The organism is Shewanella sp. ENK2 (genome assembly GCF_043568515.1).
GTDB classification, from domain to species: domain Bacteria; phylum Pseudomonadota; class Gammaproteobacteria; order Enterobacterales; family Shewanellaceae; genus Shewanella; species Shewanella japonica.
The window spans coordinates 2,523,296-2,542,186 of record NZ_CP171406.1 but is presented as its reverse complement, the minus strand read 5'-3'; the positions used below and the strand labels follow the sequence as shown (position 1 = coordinate 2,542,186).

13 protein-coding genes and 1 pseudogene are annotated in these 18,891 nt (G+C 39.7%); 7 read left to right on the top strand and 7 right to left on the bottom strand.

What is annotated here, in order from left to right:
* Window positions 1-90: 90 nt before the first annotated feature.
* From ACGEDC_RS11245 to ACGEDC_RS11225, 5 genes and pseudogenes are all read right to left on the bottom strand, one after another.
* A complete protein-coding gene (locus tag ACGEDC_RS11245) occupies window positions 91-1,575 on the bottom strand; it encodes a lytic polysaccharide monooxygenase (protein WP_394493268.1) in 1,485 nt (494 codons plus the stop codon).
* Between the two features lie 476 nt (window positions 1,576-2,051).
* Window positions 2,052-3,220 (bottom strand): annotated as a pseudogene (locus ACGEDC_RS11240) (MFS transporter).
* Between the two features lie 407 nt (window positions 3,221-3,627).
* Window positions 3,628-4,368, bottom strand: a complete 741-nt coding sequence (locus ACGEDC_RS11235; protein ID WP_394493266.1) for a hypothetical protein — start codon at window positions 4,366-4,368, stop codon at window positions 3,628-3,630.
* Window positions 4,369-4,422: 54 nt separating this feature from the next.
* On the bottom strand, window positions 4,423-5,589 hold the full coding sequence (locus ACGEDC_RS11230) for a BamA/TamA family outer membrane protein (RefSeq protein ID WP_394493264.1): 1,167 nt from the start codon (window positions 5,587-5,589) through the stop codon (window positions 4,423-4,425).
* 263 nt (window positions 5,590-5,852) lie between these two features.
* Window positions 5,853-7,565, bottom strand: a complete 1,713-nt coding sequence (locus ACGEDC_RS11225) for a sensor domain-containing diguanylate cyclase (RefSeq protein WP_394493262.1) — start codon at window positions 7,563-7,565, stop codon at window positions 5,853-5,855.
* A gap of 535 nt (window positions 7,566-8,100) precedes the next feature.
* On the opposite strand from ACGEDC_RS11225, the gene ACGEDC_RS11220 reads away from it, so the two are divergent.
* The 3 genes from ACGEDC_RS11220 (at window position 8,101) to ACGEDC_RS11210 (ending at window position 11,303) form a co-directional block, all read left to right on the top strand.
* Window positions 8,101-10,218: a TonB-dependent receptor plug domain-containing protein gene (locus ACGEDC_RS11220; RefSeq protein WP_394493260.1), complete on the top strand. Its 2,118-nt coding sequence runs from the start codon at window positions 8,101-8,103 to the stop codon at window positions 10,216-10,218.
* Window positions 10,193-10,708, top strand: coding sequence for a TlpA family protein disulfide reductase (locus ACGEDC_RS11215; RefSeq protein ID WP_394493258.1), 516 nt, complete (start codon window positions 10,193-10,195; stop codon window positions 10,706-10,708). Before ACGEDC_RS11220 ends, ACGEDC_RS11215 begins: the two co-directional genes overlap by 26 nt.
* Window positions 10,709-10,850: 142 nt before the next feature.
* Window positions 10,851-11,303 (top strand): YHS domain-containing (seleno)protein, encoded by a 453-nt coding sequence (locus ACGEDC_RS11210; RefSeq protein ID WP_394493256.1) that lies wholly within the window; start codon window positions 10,851-10,853, stop codon window positions 11,301-11,303.
* Window positions 11,304-11,427: 124 nt separating this feature from the next.
* Here ACGEDC_RS11210 and ACGEDC_RS11205 read toward each other — a convergent pair whose 3' ends face one another.
* Complete coding sequence (locus tag ACGEDC_RS11205) at window positions 11,428-11,790, bottom strand: hypothetical protein (protein WP_394493254.1); 363 nt, start codon at window positions 11,788-11,790, stop codon at window positions 11,428-11,430.
* Window positions 11,791-12,288: 498 nt separating this feature from the next.
* On the opposite strand from ACGEDC_RS11205, the gene ACGEDC_RS11200 reads away from it, so the two are divergent.
* The 4 genes from ACGEDC_RS11200 (at window position 12,289) to ACGEDC_RS11185 (ending at window position 16,621) form a co-directional block, all read left to right on the top strand.
* Window positions 12,289-13,266, top strand: a complete 978-nt coding sequence (locus ACGEDC_RS11200) for a DUF1852 domain-containing protein (RefSeq protein ID WP_394493252.1) — start codon at window positions 12,289-12,291, stop codon at window positions 13,264-13,266.
* 80 nt (window positions 13,267-13,346) lie between these two features.
* Complete coding sequence (locus ACGEDC_RS11195; RefSeq protein WP_394493250.1) at window positions 13,347-14,399, top strand: methionine synthase; 1,053 nt, start codon at window positions 13,347-13,349, stop codon at window positions 14,397-14,399.
* A 683-nt stretch (window positions 14,400-15,082) separates the two neighbouring features.
* Window positions 15,083-16,126 (top strand): hypothetical protein, encoded by a 1,044-nt coding sequence (locus ACGEDC_RS11190; protein WP_394493248.1) that lies wholly within the window; start codon window positions 15,083-15,085, stop codon window positions 16,124-16,126.
* A 33-nt stretch (window positions 16,127-16,159) separates the two neighbouring features.
* Window positions 16,160-16,621, top strand: coding sequence for an acyltransferase family protein (locus ACGEDC_RS11185; protein ID WP_394498318.1), 462 nt, complete (start codon window positions 16,160-16,162; stop codon window positions 16,619-16,621).
* A 1,209-nt stretch (window positions 16,622-17,830) separates the two neighbouring features.
* Here the strand turns inward: ACGEDC_RS11185 and ACGEDC_RS11180 are convergent.
* Window positions 17,831-18,661 carry a sulfite exporter TauE/SafE family protein gene (locus ACGEDC_RS11180; protein ID WP_394493246.1) on the bottom strand — a complete coding sequence of 277 codons (831 nt, stop codon included), beginning with the start codon at window positions 18,659-18,661 and terminating at the stop codon, window positions 17,831-17,833.
* Between the last annotated feature and the right edge of the window lie 230 nt (window positions 18,662-18,891).

The following is an 18,891-nucleotide window of genomic DNA, read 5'->3' as shown; positions in this document are numbered from 1 at the left end:
TAAAAACGGCCAATCTTTGATTGGCCGTTTTTATATCTTATAGATCAATACTCATCACCTTACATGACAAATTGACCATACCACTGTGACTTAGCGCCACACGCCCCACTCACCTGTGGTACCTGGTTCTTCATCTTGAGTCCACCACTGAGCTGTCCAAGTTTGATTATTATGTATAACGGTTTCACCACCGGTATACACTGCAGATGCACTCCATTGCTCCCCAGGCTCAGGGCCTGGTCCTGGCTCAACATCGCTCGGCGTTACGCTAAAGCTATAAACTGATTTATCTTCCTCACCTTGCCCTGTGACAGTGAGTTCAAAGCTGAAGCTTTGAGCGAGATTATCGAGTCGTGCAGTATTAATAATTAGTTCGTCATGCTGACCAACTTCAGTCTCAATTGGTGTGCCACTTACTTGCACCCATGCCACATGCTCAATATCACCCTGGCTGTTCGCTGGGGTTAATACGACATACTCACCATGTGACACCGTAGCATCGGTAATAGGTTTTAATACCGTTGGCGTAATGACGGCTTCGACAAACTCATTCTTCTCAGAAATACTAAACTCTCCATAGGCTTGAGCATTCTTTGAGTTAAAGAAATTCTCATGCAGCTGATTTTGAAAATACATATAGTGATTCATCTCAGCATGCCAGCGACCAATAAACACATTGCCATCATAATGGTCGTGATAATAACCACTGACTTCAGCAGCCAATAAACGATCCCAAGCCAGATGGTTCTCTTCGGTGATAACGAGTGAAAAGCTAGAATGGATTTCGCCATTGTTATTGTAGACTTTGTAGTTAACTGACTCGCCTATTTGTGGCGTTGTTAAGCTCACCTCTTGTGGAATAAACGCATCCCCCTGCTCTAAATAGGGTTCTGTTGGCTCTGGATCAATTGGGCCGTCACCAGTAATTGTGATATCACTACAGTTATAAAACCCTTCACCGACTGGATCTTCACGTTGCCAGCGAGTATACAAAATCGCATCACCAGAACGGTCTGCAGGTATTGTAATATTCATCCGATACTTTTTATCTTCGCCGACTGCAACATTACCGTACTCTTGCAGTAAGACTAAATCATCCCAGTTAAGTGGCTTAGAAACATCCACTCCAGGTTTGGTTAAATAAAATTGCCAAAATGAAGGGTTGTGAGGCGCAGTTGCATTAAACACATACTCAAATTCACCTGGTGCTAATTCAGTTCGTGTCCATGCTGTATGTTCAGCCCCCATTCCCCGCTTTTGAGCATCATTGGCGTAACATAAACTGCCATCAGGGATCGCCGCTTTCACCGCATCCATGTCATTATAAGCAGGCGCAGGTATGTTAATGGCAAATTCATTACGCTGAATAAATGGATACGTACCAGAAATCTCTTTTGCTTGTGCACAAGCCGCATTCGGCGGTGTACCACTCCAAAGCCCACCTTGCTCATAACAGATTGATTGCCTTGCTTCAGGAAACTCAGCCCAGCCATGAGCGTGTGCTTGTTGATTAGGCATAGTAAAATACAAAGCAGAAACAGCTGCCATTGCACCTATGAGTCTTATTGTTGTCATTAAATATCCTTTATAGTTTTTGAATATTAACTCACTCATTAATATTCATTTCGGTCGACATGTTGAACAAAGCGACCAATTCAACAAAAAATAAACCTAAGTATCAAATTACTGATAAATAAGAGTAATTATGTAATATAAAGAACTATTATCAGCGCTATGAGTACACTGCCACATAAGCTTTAACGAAAGAAAAACTGCTTTTATTTGCTAAAAAACACAATATAAACAAATAGAAGCGTTAATAGAGTGAGAAATTTACACGTTATTAAATGAAGCTGAGTGTAAAAAAGGCCGAACCACCGATGCAACATATTGATAAGTTTGTGTCGTGACCTGTTTTTGAATAGAAAAAATGACTCGATTTATCCAAGCTAGCACGCTTTGTTCAACTGATGGCTTTACTGCCTATAACAGGCAGTAAAGCTTGTAGAATGAAGTGCAGCTGCGAGGACTTCGCAGCTGCCGTAAGGGCGTTAACCCGCAATGGGCTTTTGGCCTGACGAAATGGTTTCAGCGCTTTTCATCAACATATAAATACAGGTTGTTATTAAGCAAACACCTAAGTACATGATCAAGCCATTTCCGACTTCGGTAAATGTTGTGGCTAACAGCGGACCTAAAACAGAACCCACGCTATAGCACAGCAGCATCATTTCTGTAGCCGATACCATTTTTTCAGTCGGTAAATGATCACATGCCAGTGTGATGGCTATGGGGTAGAGCGCGAAACTACTCGCGCCTAATAGCAATAAACTAAACCCCATCATTACTAACGTAGAAGACTCAAGCACGCCCATAACCGCTAAACAACCTAGCATGCAAAATATCGCCATTAATAAGCTTTTGCTCATTCGGGTCGACATCGCACTGGCAATGGGTTGCACTAACATTCCCCCATAATGATGCTCGCCATTAGCAGTCCTGTGTGCTCTGCAAAAACACTGATATGCGTTAAATATGATGGCATTAATCCATAAATTGGACCGAGCAATAACCCTGACACCATACAGCCAATAATCGCTGGTCGGTTGATATGACGGATTTCTTTGCGGCTAATACTTTGTTGATCGTGACTATGGGGCTGGCCAGAACGAATCAGAATGGGAGCCAATGTCGCCATAAACAAGAGTAACAATACACACAAATATGGCTGTATTCCGTCTGTACCAAACACTGAAATAGCTAACTGGCCTACAGCACTACCGCCATACAAAGCCGCCATGTATAGCCCTAACCGCTTAGCACGTTGCTTAGAGCAATTTGCCATTAACAACCAAGACTCTACGACTACAAATACACCTGCTACAGCCATGCCAGCAACAAAACGAGCGACTAACCAAGTCACTTGATGTGGCACCAATATCATAACAACAACGGTCAGCGCCACCAGAGTCAAAAAAGAGATGAAAGATCGCCTATGTCCAAGTCGTTTAATCACTCGTTGAATACAGGTAGCACCAACCAATAGACCGAAATAAAACACACTGGCGAGCCAAGGTATTAATGATAAATCGATATCAAAATGGGTCACAGATAAAGGAATTAGGCTCATTAAAAAGCCTGAAGCCACCGCGAAAAAAGTTAAACCAACTACAGGGGTAACAATGTTATTTTCAACATTATCATGCGTGATTATCGTCAATTTAGTACTACTTAATGAAAGGTTTTGAAGGGTTAAATCATGCTTGTCGGCTAAAAGGGCAAAATCACCCTTAGACTATTTTCGGCGAATGTATTCTTGAAGCAATTACAAGTAAAGCTATTTTTGTTTTCAAAATCAAAAATGGTTAAAAATGCTTCAAAAATGGAATGTAGATCATGTTTTAGTACGTAAAACACGTTAGTAAAATAGCACTAGCAAGTGCAATAGCTTAAAGGGAAAGACCTTTCATCAAATAAAAAAGGAGGGAGATATATGAATAAAAAATATATTTATAAGCTAAAAAAAGCCACAAAGCAAAATTAAAGCACCAGTTATAGACGTTTAGCTTACCTATACTAATGTATTGGACAATAATGACAAGATTAAACTATTCACTTAAATTTTCGTTACTGTTTATCACAAGTAGAATGGTAATGATTAAGCTCAATTAGGCCTTTTAAAATAATGCCGTGATAGCGTGCTTTAACAAGTTGGTAGTCCATTTCTGGGGCGAAGAAGTATGTGACTTCCTCTGCACCAGACTGCTCAACAGGGATTAAGATCATTTCTCCCCATGGTTCAATCTGTTCGGAAACAGGCTTTTTGACATACAGTTGATAAGGCTCAATTGCATCAGATGCTTGCCTAACTAAGGCGAATTGAGTTCGACCTTGGAGTAATAATTGACGCATTTGAATGGCTAGCGTATCGACATCTCGAAGGGGGATTTCGGTAGATGTGTAACGATCTTTTTCACCATCAATATCAACCTCGGATGCAAGCCCATCATGGCTAAATGACACCTTCATATCCCGAGCGCGAAAGCCTGTCACTAATTGATGAAAGTTATCGGTTATCCATTCATCACGGGTATTCGACCAAGACAGCTCAGCGCGCTGATCGTATTGAGTGCCAATACCTAATATGCTGGCTTTACTGGTTGAGGTGACCACAGCCGACTGACCTTGCCATGTTTCGGTTCTTTTCATGGTGCCAGTGTGAATGCCACTCAAATAAATATCATAGTGAGAAGTACGACTACACTGACTTTCGACAGTAGCATCCTGTTCAGATGCATTGGTGCAAAGTGGAAACAAGATAACCACCAGCACTAATTTTACCGCTATTATCAGTTTTAATACGCTCATTACTTCTCTACTATTTTACTATCGTGCTCAAACATACAACTTGAGTAATGTAGATTAAAAAACTTCATTCACATTAAGGTAGAAGTTAGTTTCGTTTTCGCCTACACCCACATCAAATCGTAAGTTGATATTGTCTTTAATTTTAAAGCGAAAGCCTGTGCCGTAAGAGGCTAATAACTCATCAGTTAAGTCACTCACTGAAGGAGCTACACTGCCAACCGCGCCCCAAAATACCATGCCATAGCGCTGAAATATCGGTAAACGATACTCAACTTGGCCCATCATCATTTGCTCATCTCTATAACGGCCTTTAATAAAACCACGCATAGCACTTGAGCCACCTAAATCTGGTAATTCATTCCACGGTACGTCACCACTAGTAAAATGACCTTGAACTTGCCAAGCAATTAACCCAGGCGCATGACTTAACATAGACGTAGAGCTTAAATCGATGTAGTTTGCCAGCTCGACATTGTAAGTTGAAAACGTCGAATACTCACTGTTTTGGTATACACCAGCATCAACTTGAAACAACCACCCTTTGGTGGCGTTTAAGCGATAATCTCGTGAGTCATAAATACTAGTGACGACAACACCAGAACTAAAGTTACTTGGTAAAATCGTGCTTTCGTCGACAGGCTCACCTGTTTCAACATATTCTAATTTATCGGCACTTGCATAGGTAAAGTCTGCACCTATACCTAGAAAATAATTATCGGCAACCTCTGTCATCCAGCGAGGTTTAAAGCTATAAAGCTGTTCTTCATATTCATGATGATTAATGTCTAGATTACCATCATCAATTCCTTTGCCATAATACACCGCCGCTTCATTATATAATTCGACGTCTAACAGTAAGCGCTGCTTACCGCCATTAAAAAACGTCATGTTTTCAGCTTCAATACCATAAGAGTTGTTCATCGACACAAATGAATTCAATACCAATGATGAAGGCTGTTCATCTGCGGCAGCCCCTTCAGTTTTATATAACCCGACCATGAGTAACCCCACACCAAACTTCTTTTCTGGTGTGTAATAAGCCGTAGGCAGATAACTCATATCGATGGGTTTACTGTCATCAAACTCACCATCAGCACCAAATATCGACAAGATATCATCGATCCAAGTCGGCTCCATGTCTTCTGGTGTATCGATTAATGGCTCAACAGCAAGAGTAGCACTCGAAAATGCCAATAAAGTGAGTAATAAAATCCGTTTCATAGCGGCTCTAATGTGAAGTGAAAAATATCGGGAAAATTGCCATGTGGCTCGTGGGGCGCATTCTACCATTACAAAAATTTTCAACAATTAATTTTGTTGTAACTTAGGTATTAATTTAATGCGCTTACATTTTATATTACGGCGTTTCAATATGAAGATTGACCTAGCACTGAGGTGTGCTGAACTTCAGCATTAGGCTAAGAGTTTGATTTATAAGTTTAAGAAGTCATCAATGAACTTAACCGGAATGACAGAGGTGACCATTAACTCACCACTCTAACTTGGTTTTTACCATCTTGCTTAGCAATATAAAGTGCCCTATCGGCATTTTTTATCATAACCTCAAGGGTGTCATGATTAATTGATTCATGCTCAAATCGAGCAGCGACGCTACCAGCAACACCAATACTTGCAGTTAACATTAACTCGCAATCAATGCCCGTAAATGAAATGGCCTCAATAGCCTCACGTATTCTTTCTGCATGCATAATAGCGCCATCTCGTGTGGTATCAGGTAAAAATACAATAAACTCCTCACCTCCCCAGCGGGCTGAGATATCGCCTTCTCTTGATGTTTCAGCAATGACTTTCGCCACTTTTTTTAATACTTCATCGCCTTTACTATGCCCATACTCATCATTTACTTTTTTAAAGAAATCAATATCAATGAGAGCAACTGAGATATTACGTTGAGTATCGACAATGTTTGGCCAAGTTAACTCTGTAAGCACTTTAAAACCACGTCGATTATTCAGTTCAGTCAATGGATCCGTGCGGGCATATTTTTCAGCTATCAACTTGTCAATTTGCGCTATTCTAAACTGCCTTGCCAAAATGGATGCCAGTAAAATTGCTTCGAATGCCATACCCACTTCAATTGCTTTAAACGTGTAATCGTTATAAGGCACTAACACGCCTGCAACAGCGAGTGTTGAAATAGTTATACACACCGCGGCAGTCACCGAAGATAAAATGAAAAGAACCGCAAATGGCTTTTGTGCTTGCAATGCTTTTATCCCCATGGCGATAAATAACATGACAAAACAGGTATTTAAGATAAATGCCAACACCATTGAAAAAAATAGTTGGTTAAACGCAAAGCCAATTAACATCCCTAGCGGAATATACAGCGTTGTACGCAATACAAATTTATCTAATCTTGGTGCATATTCTTTGGTGTGCAGTAGCGATCTTGCAAAATGTAACCCAGCAACGCTATAAGTGATCATTAAAAAGATATCGAGCCAATCTTGGAAATAAGGACCAAAATCATAGGTAATAATCGTGTGCAACTGACCAGTATAAGACAAGCTATTTAAAACAAAGCCCAACAGGTACAAACCATATAAGCCATATTCACGCTGACGAATAAACACAAATAGCACTAAATTATATAATGCTAGCGCCACCATAATTCCGTATAACGCGCCATACTGATAACCACTGACAATGTCGCGATTTATCGCATTTTCTACACTATTAAATTGCACAGGTAGCGCCATTGGACCTTTCGTTTCAACCCGCATAATAATGTCAGTGACGCCAGGTAAATAGGCATGTTCGAAAGCGTAAAAGCGATACTGCATTGGCCTAGTATCGAAACTAAAAGCATCGCCACCCGCAATATGTTTGATTAGCTGCCCATCTTTAATCAGCCAAGTATCAATATAATCAATCCATGGCGTTTCTACTGATAAGCGATAGTCTTGGCTTGTATTAGCGACATTATTGACCTTAACTGACATCCACACAGGATCAACGCCAATGCCCAAAGAAATAGAGTTACTTGTACCAAGAGAAAGTTCAGTTGTTTGAAATTGTTGACGCGCTTCTGTTAAAGAAAGCTTACCGTCACGTTCACGAAAATATGCCGTATGTTTACCAACACTGCCTTTACTAAAGCTAGGGATCTCAATTGTGTCTGCATGCAGTGTAAAGCTCATGAATAATGACATGACTGAGTAAAAAAGTATCATCACCAGCCTCATATGTTGGAAACCAACACACGCCGCTTTCTTTGAAAATATTTTATTCCATACACTCAGCTCAAGCATAAAAACAAATGATATATAGTTGTTATTTTTTTGATAATAACACTGAAGTAATAAATCTTCGATAGATGCTTGTTTCAATTGAAGAACAAGCCGTTCTAATCATGTAGGGAAAAGTGATTACAGCTTTTAAATGGCATTTTTAATGCCCAAAAACATGATAAAGAAAATACTAAAATTAACATCCTTGACAGTTTATTAAATCACAAAACCCTCCACTTTCAGCTGATATATGTCATTTACACACCAAATACAGCAAAATAAATCACAACATTTATTGATCTGAGATCATCTATAAAGCCAAGTAATTCACACCTTTGTGCACCAGCCCACAATTACAACAAATGCTAATCATTATCATTTGTATCAGCTTTATCTACGCCATAAAATTGCAACAAGCTTAACAAGTGCAGCACGAAAGCAACATTTACATACACTAACAATCACAAAAGTTGACAATATGAAGCATTCAATTTTAGCCGCAGCAATACTCAGCGCACTGACCTTTTCGGCTCAAGCTGAGACCACAGCCACCGATGATGAAATCGAGAAAATTGAAGTCAGAGGTGTGCGTCAAAAATTACAGCAAGATGGTCGTTTGAAAGATGTCATTCAAAAAACAGAAGTGTTGGATGAACTGATGATTCAAAACAAAAACGCCTTGAGTTTAACTGATGCAATCAATAATGAACCCGGCGTGAATGTTTCAAATGAATGTTCAATGTGTGGTGTTAAGCGCATCATGCTCAATGGTATGAAAGGCGAACATACGACGATTTTAGTAGATGGCCTACCAACACATACTATGATTTCTGGTTACTATGCGGTTGATGCGATTTCAACCACGGGTGTTGACCGTATCGAAATCGCGCGTGGCGCAGGCGCTTCCTTAATTGCCCCTGAAGCGATTGGCGGAACCGTTAACGTTGTCACTAAACAAGCCTACGAAAACGAAGTGTCTGTTGATATCGCTAAGGGATCACATGACTTCACCGCAATGAAAGGAATGGCAACAGGAATTTCAGATGACGGCAAAACGGGTATCACCTTAATCGGCCAATATGATAAACAAGATCAGGAAGATCATGATGATAATGGTGTTAGTGAAGCGCCTTTCCAAGAGAACTATACCGTCAGTTCGTTAGTCAGCCATGATTTAAACGACACCAATAACATTCACCTGCGTGTAGCAAAGGTGCGGAGCGAGATCTTTGGTGGCCCTGTGATTGGCGACAATGTTGGATCTATTCAAGAGGCGATCAGCAGCTATGATGGCGTAGAGTCTGATAGCTTATTTGTTGGTGATGATGTCCGTAATGAGTACATAGGTAAAGCGTGGGAAACCACTGAGTGGATTGAAACCAACCGTGACGAAGCCTACATTAAATGGTTAAGCGAACTAACCGATTACACCACCTCTGAGTTTGCCGTAAGCTATGCAAGACATGAGCAAGACTCTTTTTATGAAGGCATTGATTACCGTGCAAAAGACACCATGTACTATGCCCGAACTAAGTTTGATACAGAACTGACCGACAATCACTTTTTAACCTACGGCGCAGATATTCGCACCGAAGAAATGCGCTCGCATACCGATGCGCTGCATGACGTTGAAGCTTATGTCAGTGACTCATTTGATTACGATGTAAAAGGCGTATTCATTCAAGATACATGGACTCCTACTGACGATATTGAAATCGCGATGGCACTTAGGGTAGACAAAGTGACCGCTGATTTTGTTGATGACAAAAAACCAGGCACTGAAATCGACGAAACCTTTATCGCACCTCGCGTCGATATGCGTTACTTCCATACCGACGAATGGACTTCACGCTTGTCTGCAGGTCGAGGCTACCGCGCGCCATTATCATTCTTTGAAACTGACCACGGTATTCTAGACTCTGAAAAAGGCTACCTGATTGACGTCGATTCATTAGAAGAATCGTTATCAGCTAACTATGCCTTAAGCTATGATGCAGGCACATTAACGGGAACTTTCTCTGTCGCGCATTCAAAAGTGCAAAACTTAGCATCACTGCAAGAAACTGACGACGGTGTACCAATTCTGACTCAGCTTGATGAAGATGCATCAGTCACTACAGTCGACATCGTGGCGGGTTACAGCCTAACTGATGAGCTTACCATTAATGCCAGTGCTGAATACTTTGATTATAACGACGTATTTCGCTCTTCATACTCAATTGCCCCGGTTGAAACCCGTGCAGGTATTGAGCTTGAGTGGAAAACTGACGATTTCACCGTATTTTGGAATACCACATGGTTTGGCGAGCGTGACTTAACCGATTACGGTTACGAAGGTTATGACATCAAAGGTGACCCTAGCTCGCTTAAAAGCCAAGATGCACCAGCCTTTACAGTATCTGATGTAAAAGTACAGTACAGCCTAACAGACCAAATCAAAGTCTACGGCGGCTTATCAAATATCTTTAACTATACCCAAATTGAAGAAGGGGAATCACCACTGTTTTATGATGCTGATGGCGGCTATGACGTTGCTTACATATATGGTCCACTTCACGGTCGTGAATTCTATGTTGGCATTGAAGGCAAGCTTTAACAACCTAGTGCTACTGACAGCGTTAGCTGTTAGTAGCACTGCCAGTGCAGGTAACAACAGCACTGAACTGTCTGTGGCGCAAATCCAGCTAAAGGATTTGCGTACCAGTCAGTCATCCGTCAGTTATCACTCACAAAAGCCCACCGTATTGATGTTCTTTCAACCTGACTGTAGTTGGTGCAAAAAGCAGGGCAAGATCATTACTCAACTAGTCAGTGAGTGCGGTAACAGAGTCCACTTTACTTTAGTTGGAGATAAAGGTTCTAAAAGACAACTCAAACGAGAGTTGCGTCATTTTTCAGAAACGATTCCCTCTCAGCAAAGCACACAACTATTTGCCCGTAAAAGTGGCGGTGTTAAAGGGTTCCCCACCACCTTAGTGCTCGATACTCAAGGTCATGTGCTGGCTAAACGCCGTGGTTTTACTGATGAAGCAATGCTACGCAAATTAACAAATGAGCTCAGCCAAGGAGAATGTGCCCTGCAATAACAGGGGATGCCGTTAAAACTCCCAAAGATAACCTCCTCCATGATATACCCAACAATGAAATGTTTTTCTCGTTTGCGGGGTCTTATTTACCAATGACTTAAACAGTGATTGTCATCAGTCAAGGGACATCAAAGGAAATAAGATGAGAACATTACACCGCCTTTTAATATTACTCGGTTTATCCATGGCTCTGATGGGATGCACTAGCTTGAGTGACAAGCCAATTTATAACGACCAAGGCTATGCGGTTACAGGTTATGATGTCGTTGCGTATTTTACTGATAATAAAGCAGTTAAAGGCAGTACAGCATTCCAAACAGAATACCAAGGCTCACAGTGGTTGTTTGCAACTAAACAACATCAACAACAGTTTGAACAATCGCCCGAACGTTACATTCCACAATACGGCGGTTATTGCGCCTACGCCATGAGCAGCGGCTTTGTTGTCAGCAGTGATCCACAAGCTTTTACCGTGTATCAAGACAAACTATATTTAAACTACAGTTTAAGTGTGCGAGAAAACTGGCTCGAAAATAAAACGCAATTTATTCAAGAAGCCGATGGATATTGGCAGCAAAAAGTCGCCAAAAATTGAATATCAATTAAGTTATGACTGTTAGTTAACATATAAAAAGGGCCGAATGAAACCATTCGACCCTTTTTAATGACTAAAGCTGTGAAATATCACGCTTTGAGGTTTAGCTATTTAACTAGCTATTTCAATAATTTACCCACTGCATGATTTCATTGGATTGCATTAAGGCATATTGCCTTTTTACCAAACTACCAGCGGGCTCAAACATGAGTAGCTCTGCTGGTCTTGCTTGATATTTACGAATAAATTGATCGCCCTCTGGCGTCCCTATTCTCGCAATCAAAAATGACACGTCATCACCTAACGTCGCACGTGCTGTATTCATTTGCTCAGTCTGACTGTTACTCACTGCAAGGTTAGGGTCGTAAACAAACACTAAAACGGGTTTACCAGAACCAATATCTTCATGTGTCGTTTTAAAACCTTTCGGCAATACACTAAATACCACAGCAATTAACATCACAATGGCAGCAATGACGCCTAACACAATCCAAGGCTTGCGAGACTTAGTTGACTGACTAGATTGAGTTGTATCCTTGATAACAAGTCCCTCTTTAACGGGTGAAATACACAATAAGGTGTGAATTGTAATAAACGTATCTGAGAATTAGCTTAAAACTTTAGCGCTTTATTTTTAAGTGCGCTAATTTTTAAGCTATTGAAACTCACTCCACAACATAATTAATTCATCATAAAGCGCTAAATTCAGCCCTTACCTCACTTTACCTAAATATCTAAAAAACACTTAAAACCCTTAAAATCTTATAGTTAAGCCAAGTTATTTTCTTGACATCCTCAACATGAACAACGCTCATGTTGCAGCGGAAATTTAATCAATTTTCATCATCTACCTAAACACGTATAAAACACACTCAGCTTACAAAAAACGATGAAGGCTAATCGCAGAGCACTTTCAAAAGGATTTGAAAGCCAAGTAAGCATTAGCGACAGGTTCAGGGTTTATTACGAAAAGGGATAGCAGATCATGAGTAACGATTTTACATTTTCGATTAAAAATATTTGTCTTGATGAAAACTACCAACCATCAGACAGCACTCGCATTACCACTAACTTTGCCAACTTAGCCAGAGGCGAAAGTCGTCAGCAGAACTTACGAAACGCATTGACGATGATCGATAACAGTTTTAATGCTCTCGCCTATTGGGATAACCCAAAAGGCGAACGATATTCTGTCGAACTTGAAATCATTTCTGTAGATATGGAAATTGATGGAAATAATGAAGCCTTCCCGTCAATTGAGATATTGAAAACCCATATTGTAGATCATCACACCAAGGAACGGATTGAAGGCATTGTCGGCAATAACTTTTCATCTTACGTGCGAGATTATGACTTTAGCGTCTTACTGTCTGAGCATAATAAAGGTCAAAGCCAATTTAGTATCCCTGATACCTTTGGCGATCTGCATGGCAAATTGTTTAAGTATTTCGTGAACTCAGATACCTATAAGCAGCACTTCAAAAAAACACCGGTTATTTGTCTGAGTGTGTCAGACAACAAAACCTACCAGCGAACGGGTAATCAACATCCATTATTAGGTTACGAATACCAGCCGAATGAGTCGTCATTAACCGAGCAGTACTTCAAAAAAATGGGCTTACAGGTTCGCTACTTTATGCCGCCTAAAAGTGTTGCGCCACTAGCTTTCTATTTTTTCGGTGATTTGCTCAATGATTACAGCAACCTTGAGTTAATTAGCACGATTAGCACCATGGAAACCTTTCAAAAGATTTACCGACCTGAAATTTATAACGCCAATGCAGTGGCAGGCAACTGCTATCAGCCTAACTTGAAGAATCAGGACCACTCATTAACACAAATTGTTTATGACCGAGAAGAACGCAGTAAATTAGCCATCAAGCAAGGAAGGTTTGCAGAAGAACACTTCATCAAACCTTACCAAACCATGCTCGAACAATGGTCTGCTAACTACGCGATTTAATTTTTCTATTTATAACAACACGTTTCAATGAATCGGTTTCAATCAATTTCCATAAAATGACAGGTAATGCAGCATTTATTATGAAAACAAATACGTTTAAAACACTACTCCCAACATCAACGGCTGGCAGCTTACCTAAGCCTTCATGGCTGGCACAACCAGAAGCCTTATGGTCACCTTGGAAATTACAAGGTGCAGAGTTAATTGATGGTAAACACGATGCGCTGCGTCTGTCATTGCATGAACAACAGCAAGCAGGTATTGATATTGTCAGCGATGGCGAGCAAACCCGCCAACATTTTGTGACCACCTTTATTGAGCACTTAACTGGCGTTGATTTTGAAAAACGTAAAACCATTAAAATTCGTGATCGGTATGATGCGAGTGTGCCTACTGTCGTGGGCGCTGTTTCTCGTCCTAAATCGGTATTTGTTGAGGATGCCAAAATACTACGTCAGCAAACCAAGCAACCGATTAAATGGGCACTACCCGGCCCAATGACCATGATAGACACCCTTTATGATGACCACTATCACAGCCGTGAAAAACTGGCTTGGGAATTTGCCAAAATCCTTAATCAAGAAGCCAAAGAATTAGAAGCTGCTGGCGTTGATATTATTCAATTTGATGAGCCCGCATTTAATGTATTTTTTGATGAAGTGAATGAATGGGGGATTGCGTGTTTAGAGCGAGCTATCGAAGGCCTAAAGTGCGAAACCGCGGTGCATATTTGCTACGGCTATGGCATCAAAGCCAACACAGACTGGAAAAAGACCTTAGGCACAGAGTGGCGCCAATACGAGCAGGCCTTCCCTAAGTTGCAGCAGTCTACTATCGATATTATCTCGCTAGAGTGTCATAACTCCCATGTGCCCATCGAGCTACTAGAACTGGTTCGCGGTAAAAAGGTCATGGTGGGTGCAATTGATGTCGCCACCGACATCATAGAAACACCTGAAGAAGTCGCAGCAACCCTGCGTGAAGCCCTCAAATATGTGGATGCAGACAAGCTTTATCCATGTACTAACTGCGGCATGGCACCTTTATCACGTGATGTCGCAAGAGGCAAGTTACAGGCGTTAACAGCTGGAGCTGACATCGTTAGAAAAGAACTATCAATGAGCACACGATAAAAGCTTAAAATCCTACGCTAGAAAAGTTAATGGCAAGTGCTCAGCCGGAGCACTTGTCCAATCATCCTAAAGTGAGAAACTAAACAGATAGCAAATAGGTATCAAAATGGAAAGTCTAAATATAAAACTAAACAAATAGCTATAAAAAAGGTTAACTAAGCTCGTACCCACGAAGATCAGCAATGAATTTTACACTAGGGGGCAGAATAAATCGCTGTAGAAAAAGGCTTTTTACCACGAATTTATGTTTCTAGCCTTAACAATTTCAGCCTGACGAGGTAATGTATCCTTCTCTGCAATATATACAAAAATACAATTAACAATAATGAAATTGCTTGAAAGAGTTTGCTCTACCCTCATGTATTCCCCCCAACTATTCTTTTTTAACATTTCGTCGCCTTTAACCAATGAATCAGGACATAGATATAAAATTTGTTAGAAGAAATGCCGCCATATTTTGTGTTATAACAGTTACTTATTCGATGGTACAAAGGCAAAAATTTGAAAGAGTGTTTAATATGCACTTTTTATGCAGATACTGAAACAACCGTTAAGAAATAGTAACAACTAAAAACAGAAAAATGATAGACTGACTTTAAGTATTCTATTTTGTAAGTAAGCAACTCAAACGTCATTGAGCTCTTTTAGGAAATCATTTCCCCTGAAATAAAAGGATTTTTTTAATGTCAGCGATTTCACACTCTTCTTTTAGAAATCCTCAGTTTGACGTATTTTTTATCTTACTATTACCTATATTTGCTATTGCAGTTGCGTCTATTGCTAACACCTCCCCAATTTTGTACAGCCTTATATTTTCACTAAATATATTTTTCTTAGGCTATCATCACGTTATTTCAACCTATACAAGACTAGGCATATCACAATTAAGTGATTCAGAAACGCGATTTTTGACCTTAGTTTTACCATTTATTGTCATAGCTTTCGTTTTTACATGTATTTACATTAACTCTTCATGGCTAATATCAACTATATACCTTCATTGGCAATGGTGGCATTACACACGGCAAAGCGAAGGCGTGTCAAAAGCCATACGATATAAAGTCCAAAGCTGTGAAGGTGGCAATGAACTATTTAATCGAATAGTATTTTATGCTGTACCCATAGCTGCTTTCTCATTCATGTCAGCAAGGAATCCAAATACGTTCCTATTTATGGAAGTAAGAACTCTTCCAATATCTATGTCTGTTGCTATCGCACTGGTTTGTATAGCAATTATGCTTCAGTGTATATGGCTGTATAACCAAATAGGAGCTCTTCGTAGTGGTAAATTAAAACCAAGACATTTCGGGTATTTACTAAGCCACCAAACAATATACTGGGTAGCTTATGCTTTATTCATCGATATTAATGTTGGTTGGCTTGCTATCAATATATGGCATAACTCTCAATATATTTCTTTTGTATGGCATTACAACTCACAGAAATTTCAAAAAGGGTTTGATAAAAACCACCCTGTTATTTCTTGGTTAAGCCAGCAAGGGTATCTAAGAGTTTTTTGCTATTTCTCCGTTTCTATTCTCGTTACTTATTTCTTTTATTCTGGAGTAGATTGGTCTATCAAGCAGCTGTCTCCTTACACATCATTACCTTTAATTGTCATTGCTTACCAAAGCATTAATTTCCATCACTATATCGTAGATACATGTATATGGAAGCTTAGAAAAAGTCAATACGTGAAAACATATAGGCCAATGATTGATTATTAAAAATCCACCTATGATGATTGACCCCTTTCTGGAATAAGAGCTCTAGCAATTTTACTAGTTCTTTTTCGCCATGGAGTTAAAGGAGCTTTGGAAAAGTTCAATATTAATATCGACTCTCCTTTTGTAATATTCATGATTAATGGTTGGAGCGGTGTAGATTTGTTTTTTGTATTAAGCGGTTTTTTAATTGGTTACCATTTGCATAACCGATGGCCTAACGAACCTTCAAAATTCGAGAGTTTCATAAGAAGTTACATCTATAAACGGTGCCTTAGAATTTTGCCAATATACTATGCTTCTATTGCCGTAGTACTGTTACTTCCTGCCAGTATATATAGTATACATAGCCATAATGTTACTTATGATCTAGCTATTCACAGCGTATTCTTACAAGATTACTTAGGCTCTAACTTTATTGTATCTCTTTGGAGCCTGGCTTCAGAAATTAAGTTTTATATTTTAGCTCCCCTCATACTTTATTTTTTTAAAAGTTAACAGTAAAATCCTGTTGATAATCACTTTTACCGTTATTAGTTTAATACTTTACAGTCAATACATAGGTCTTAGTGAAGAACTCAGCTTCATTTCATATAGTCACTTTTTTTGGAAGTACAGAGCACCATTTCATTACGCTTTTTTGGGGCTGTTTATCGGTATGATACTGGCTATCTTTTATGCCAGAGATGGAATTCCCTTATGGATAAAAAATAAAGGAAATATCGTCGTTCTTTTTCTCTAGCATTGCTTACCTTTATATTATCCTCACAAAGCTATGCTAGTGATAATGCTAACTGGCTTCTTACTATCTTCATAATTACAATATCTATCGCTTTATATAGCTTATTAATCCTCGGAGCGATCTACTCTAAAAGCCTAATCAATAAAATTCTAAGCTCAAAAATAAGCCACTTCATCTCAAAGATTTCATATCCACTTTACGCAATTCATATGGTCGTTATCCCGTGTAGTCTTCAACTTTCGAACTCAATATTGCAATTCGTAGTAATTTATATTTTATCAAGTGTATTAAGTGCATATATTTTACACATTTGTATTGAGAATCCTTTTATGAAACTCAAGAGAAATTTTTAAATTCTCGGCTATATCCTAGATATTAATAGTCTTATATGTGTAGTGGCATAGTGATTTTGGCCACCTAATTAGAGGATGTTATGATTAATTCATAGCAGTATTAGGTGAAGATGTAGTGGTATGTTGAAAAGGGGTTGGTTTTATTAAGCCAACAACTAGCAGTGAAAAAGCAAATGTTTAAATCCACCTCACCACACTAAAACACTTGACTCGAAAGCCTATGGTGGGTGACGAAATCAGTTTTATAAGGTAGTTGTAACGTCACGGTAAAATGAAGGCGTCAAAGCAAATAATGAAGGGACAAGACTTTCAATTATCACTCTCATAATATTAATAAAATGAAGTGATATGATTCTGTGAGATGTTTATTTTGACCTCACTTTTTAACTTGTTTTCGAATACAGAAAGTCGTGGCACATAGCCCACGCCAGACTAAAGGGAAACATTTAGCCAGCAGAACCACTTGAGATAGATTGAAAAAGTTTACTCTGACCTTGACGAACCCGAGAACCAAAGCAACACACCAGTCGTCTGTAAAATAAGCTAGTGTTCAACAAGAACACTATAGCTATAAACTAATCTTAAGTCTCTAAAGCAGTTTATAGGAAATGCTTATATAAGCAACTGAGCTAACATTCTTAAGCCTGTTATGAGCAATACTACTGCAAATATTCTCTTCAATTTTCTCGCATCCAATTTGACTGCCAATATGGCCCCAACAGGTGCAAATAATACTGTTAGCGGCACAATGCAGATAAATCCCACCAGATTAACCAAACCCAAAGTGCCAGTTGGCGCATCGCTTGGAGTACTGCCTAATACCAACATAGTGAGCGCCGCAGGCAACGAAATAATCAGCCCAATTGCAGCAGCAGTGCCAACCGCCTTGTGAGCAGGATAATTATAAAGCGTCAGTAATGGCACCGAAATAGTGCCGCCGCCAATGCCCACCATTGAACTGAAAAAGCCAATCGAAGTGCCCATCACAGTTTGCCCAACTCTACCGGGTAATTGTTGATAGAGCACTGACTTACCCGTTCTCAATAACATGTTTAATGCAGATAGCGTCGCAATAACACCAAACAACATCGTCAGATAAGTGCCATCAACACGAGTCACTAACCAACTGCCAGCCAATACGCCAAACAAGATAAATAGCGCCCAATGTTTGAATAGCTCAAAATCAACATTGCCTTTGTGATTGTGGGAAAGTATTGAACTAACAGACGTTGGTACTATAGTGGCAAGTGAAGTCGCTGTTGCAACCAGCATGGCAGATTCAGCTGACACGCCAAATCCTTGAAACAAGAAAAACAGCACAGGCACAATCACAATACCGCCGCCCACACCTAACAAGCCCGCCAAAATACCAGCGAAAACACCGGTGGCCACCAACGCCAAAATGGTAGAGATATTACTGGTTATCAATTCGATGATATTCATTCACTGCAACTTCTATTTGTTTATGATTCCAATTCAATGAATTGTAAATAAACAAACTTGATTGATGAATTGATTAAATTTCATCAACACATGAATGCAATTCATCTGATCATAGAGGTGATCTTAAATGACTTAAAGAAAGTTGATTCAGCCCCCTCCTTTTCACTTTCTCTGCTCCCACTTTAAAAAAAGAGACAGCCGATAAAAAGGCCTGCTAATTTGCAGGCCTT

Coding starts and splice junctions, on each gene's coding strand:
- ACGEDC_RS11245 (WP_394493268.1), bottom strand. CDS start 1,575: ATGACAACAATAAGACTCATAGGTGCAATGGCAGCTGTTTCTGCTTTG.
- ACGEDC_RS11235 (WP_394493266.1), bottom strand. CDS start 4,368: ATGAGCGTATTAAAACTGATAATAGCGGTAAAATTAGTGCTGGTGGTT.
- ACGEDC_RS11230 (WP_394493264.1), bottom strand. CDS start 5,589: ATGAAACGGATTTTATTACTCACTTTATTGGCATTTTCGAGTGCTACT.
- ACGEDC_RS11225 (WP_394493262.1), bottom strand. CDS start 7,565: ATGATACTTTTTTACTCAGTCATGTCATTATTCATGAGCTTTACACTG.
- ACGEDC_RS11220 (WP_394493260.1), top strand. CDS start 8,101: ATGAAGCATTCAATTTTAGCCGCAGCAATACTCAGCGCACTGACCTTT.
- ACGEDC_RS11215 (WP_394493258.1), top strand. CDS start 10,193: ATGTTGGCATTGAAGGCAAGCTTTAACAACCTAGTGCTACTGACAGCG.
- ACGEDC_RS11210 (WP_394493256.1), top strand. CDS start 10,851: ATGAGAACATTACACCGCCTTTTAATATTACTCGGTTTATCCATGGCT.
- ACGEDC_RS11200 (WP_394493252.1), top strand. CDS start 12,289: ATGAGTAACGATTTTACATTTTCGATTAAAAATATTTGTCTTGATGAA.
- ACGEDC_RS11195 (WP_394493250.1), top strand. CDS start 13,347: ATGAAAACAAATACGTTTAAAACACTACTCCCAACATCAACGGCTGGC.
- ACGEDC_RS11190 (WP_394493248.1), top strand. CDS start 15,083: ATGTCAGCGATTTCACACTCTTCTTTTAGAAATCCTCAGTTTGACGTA.
- ACGEDC_RS11180 (WP_394493246.1), bottom strand. CDS start 18,661: ATGAATATCATCGAATTGATAACCAGTAATATCTCTACCATTTTGGCG.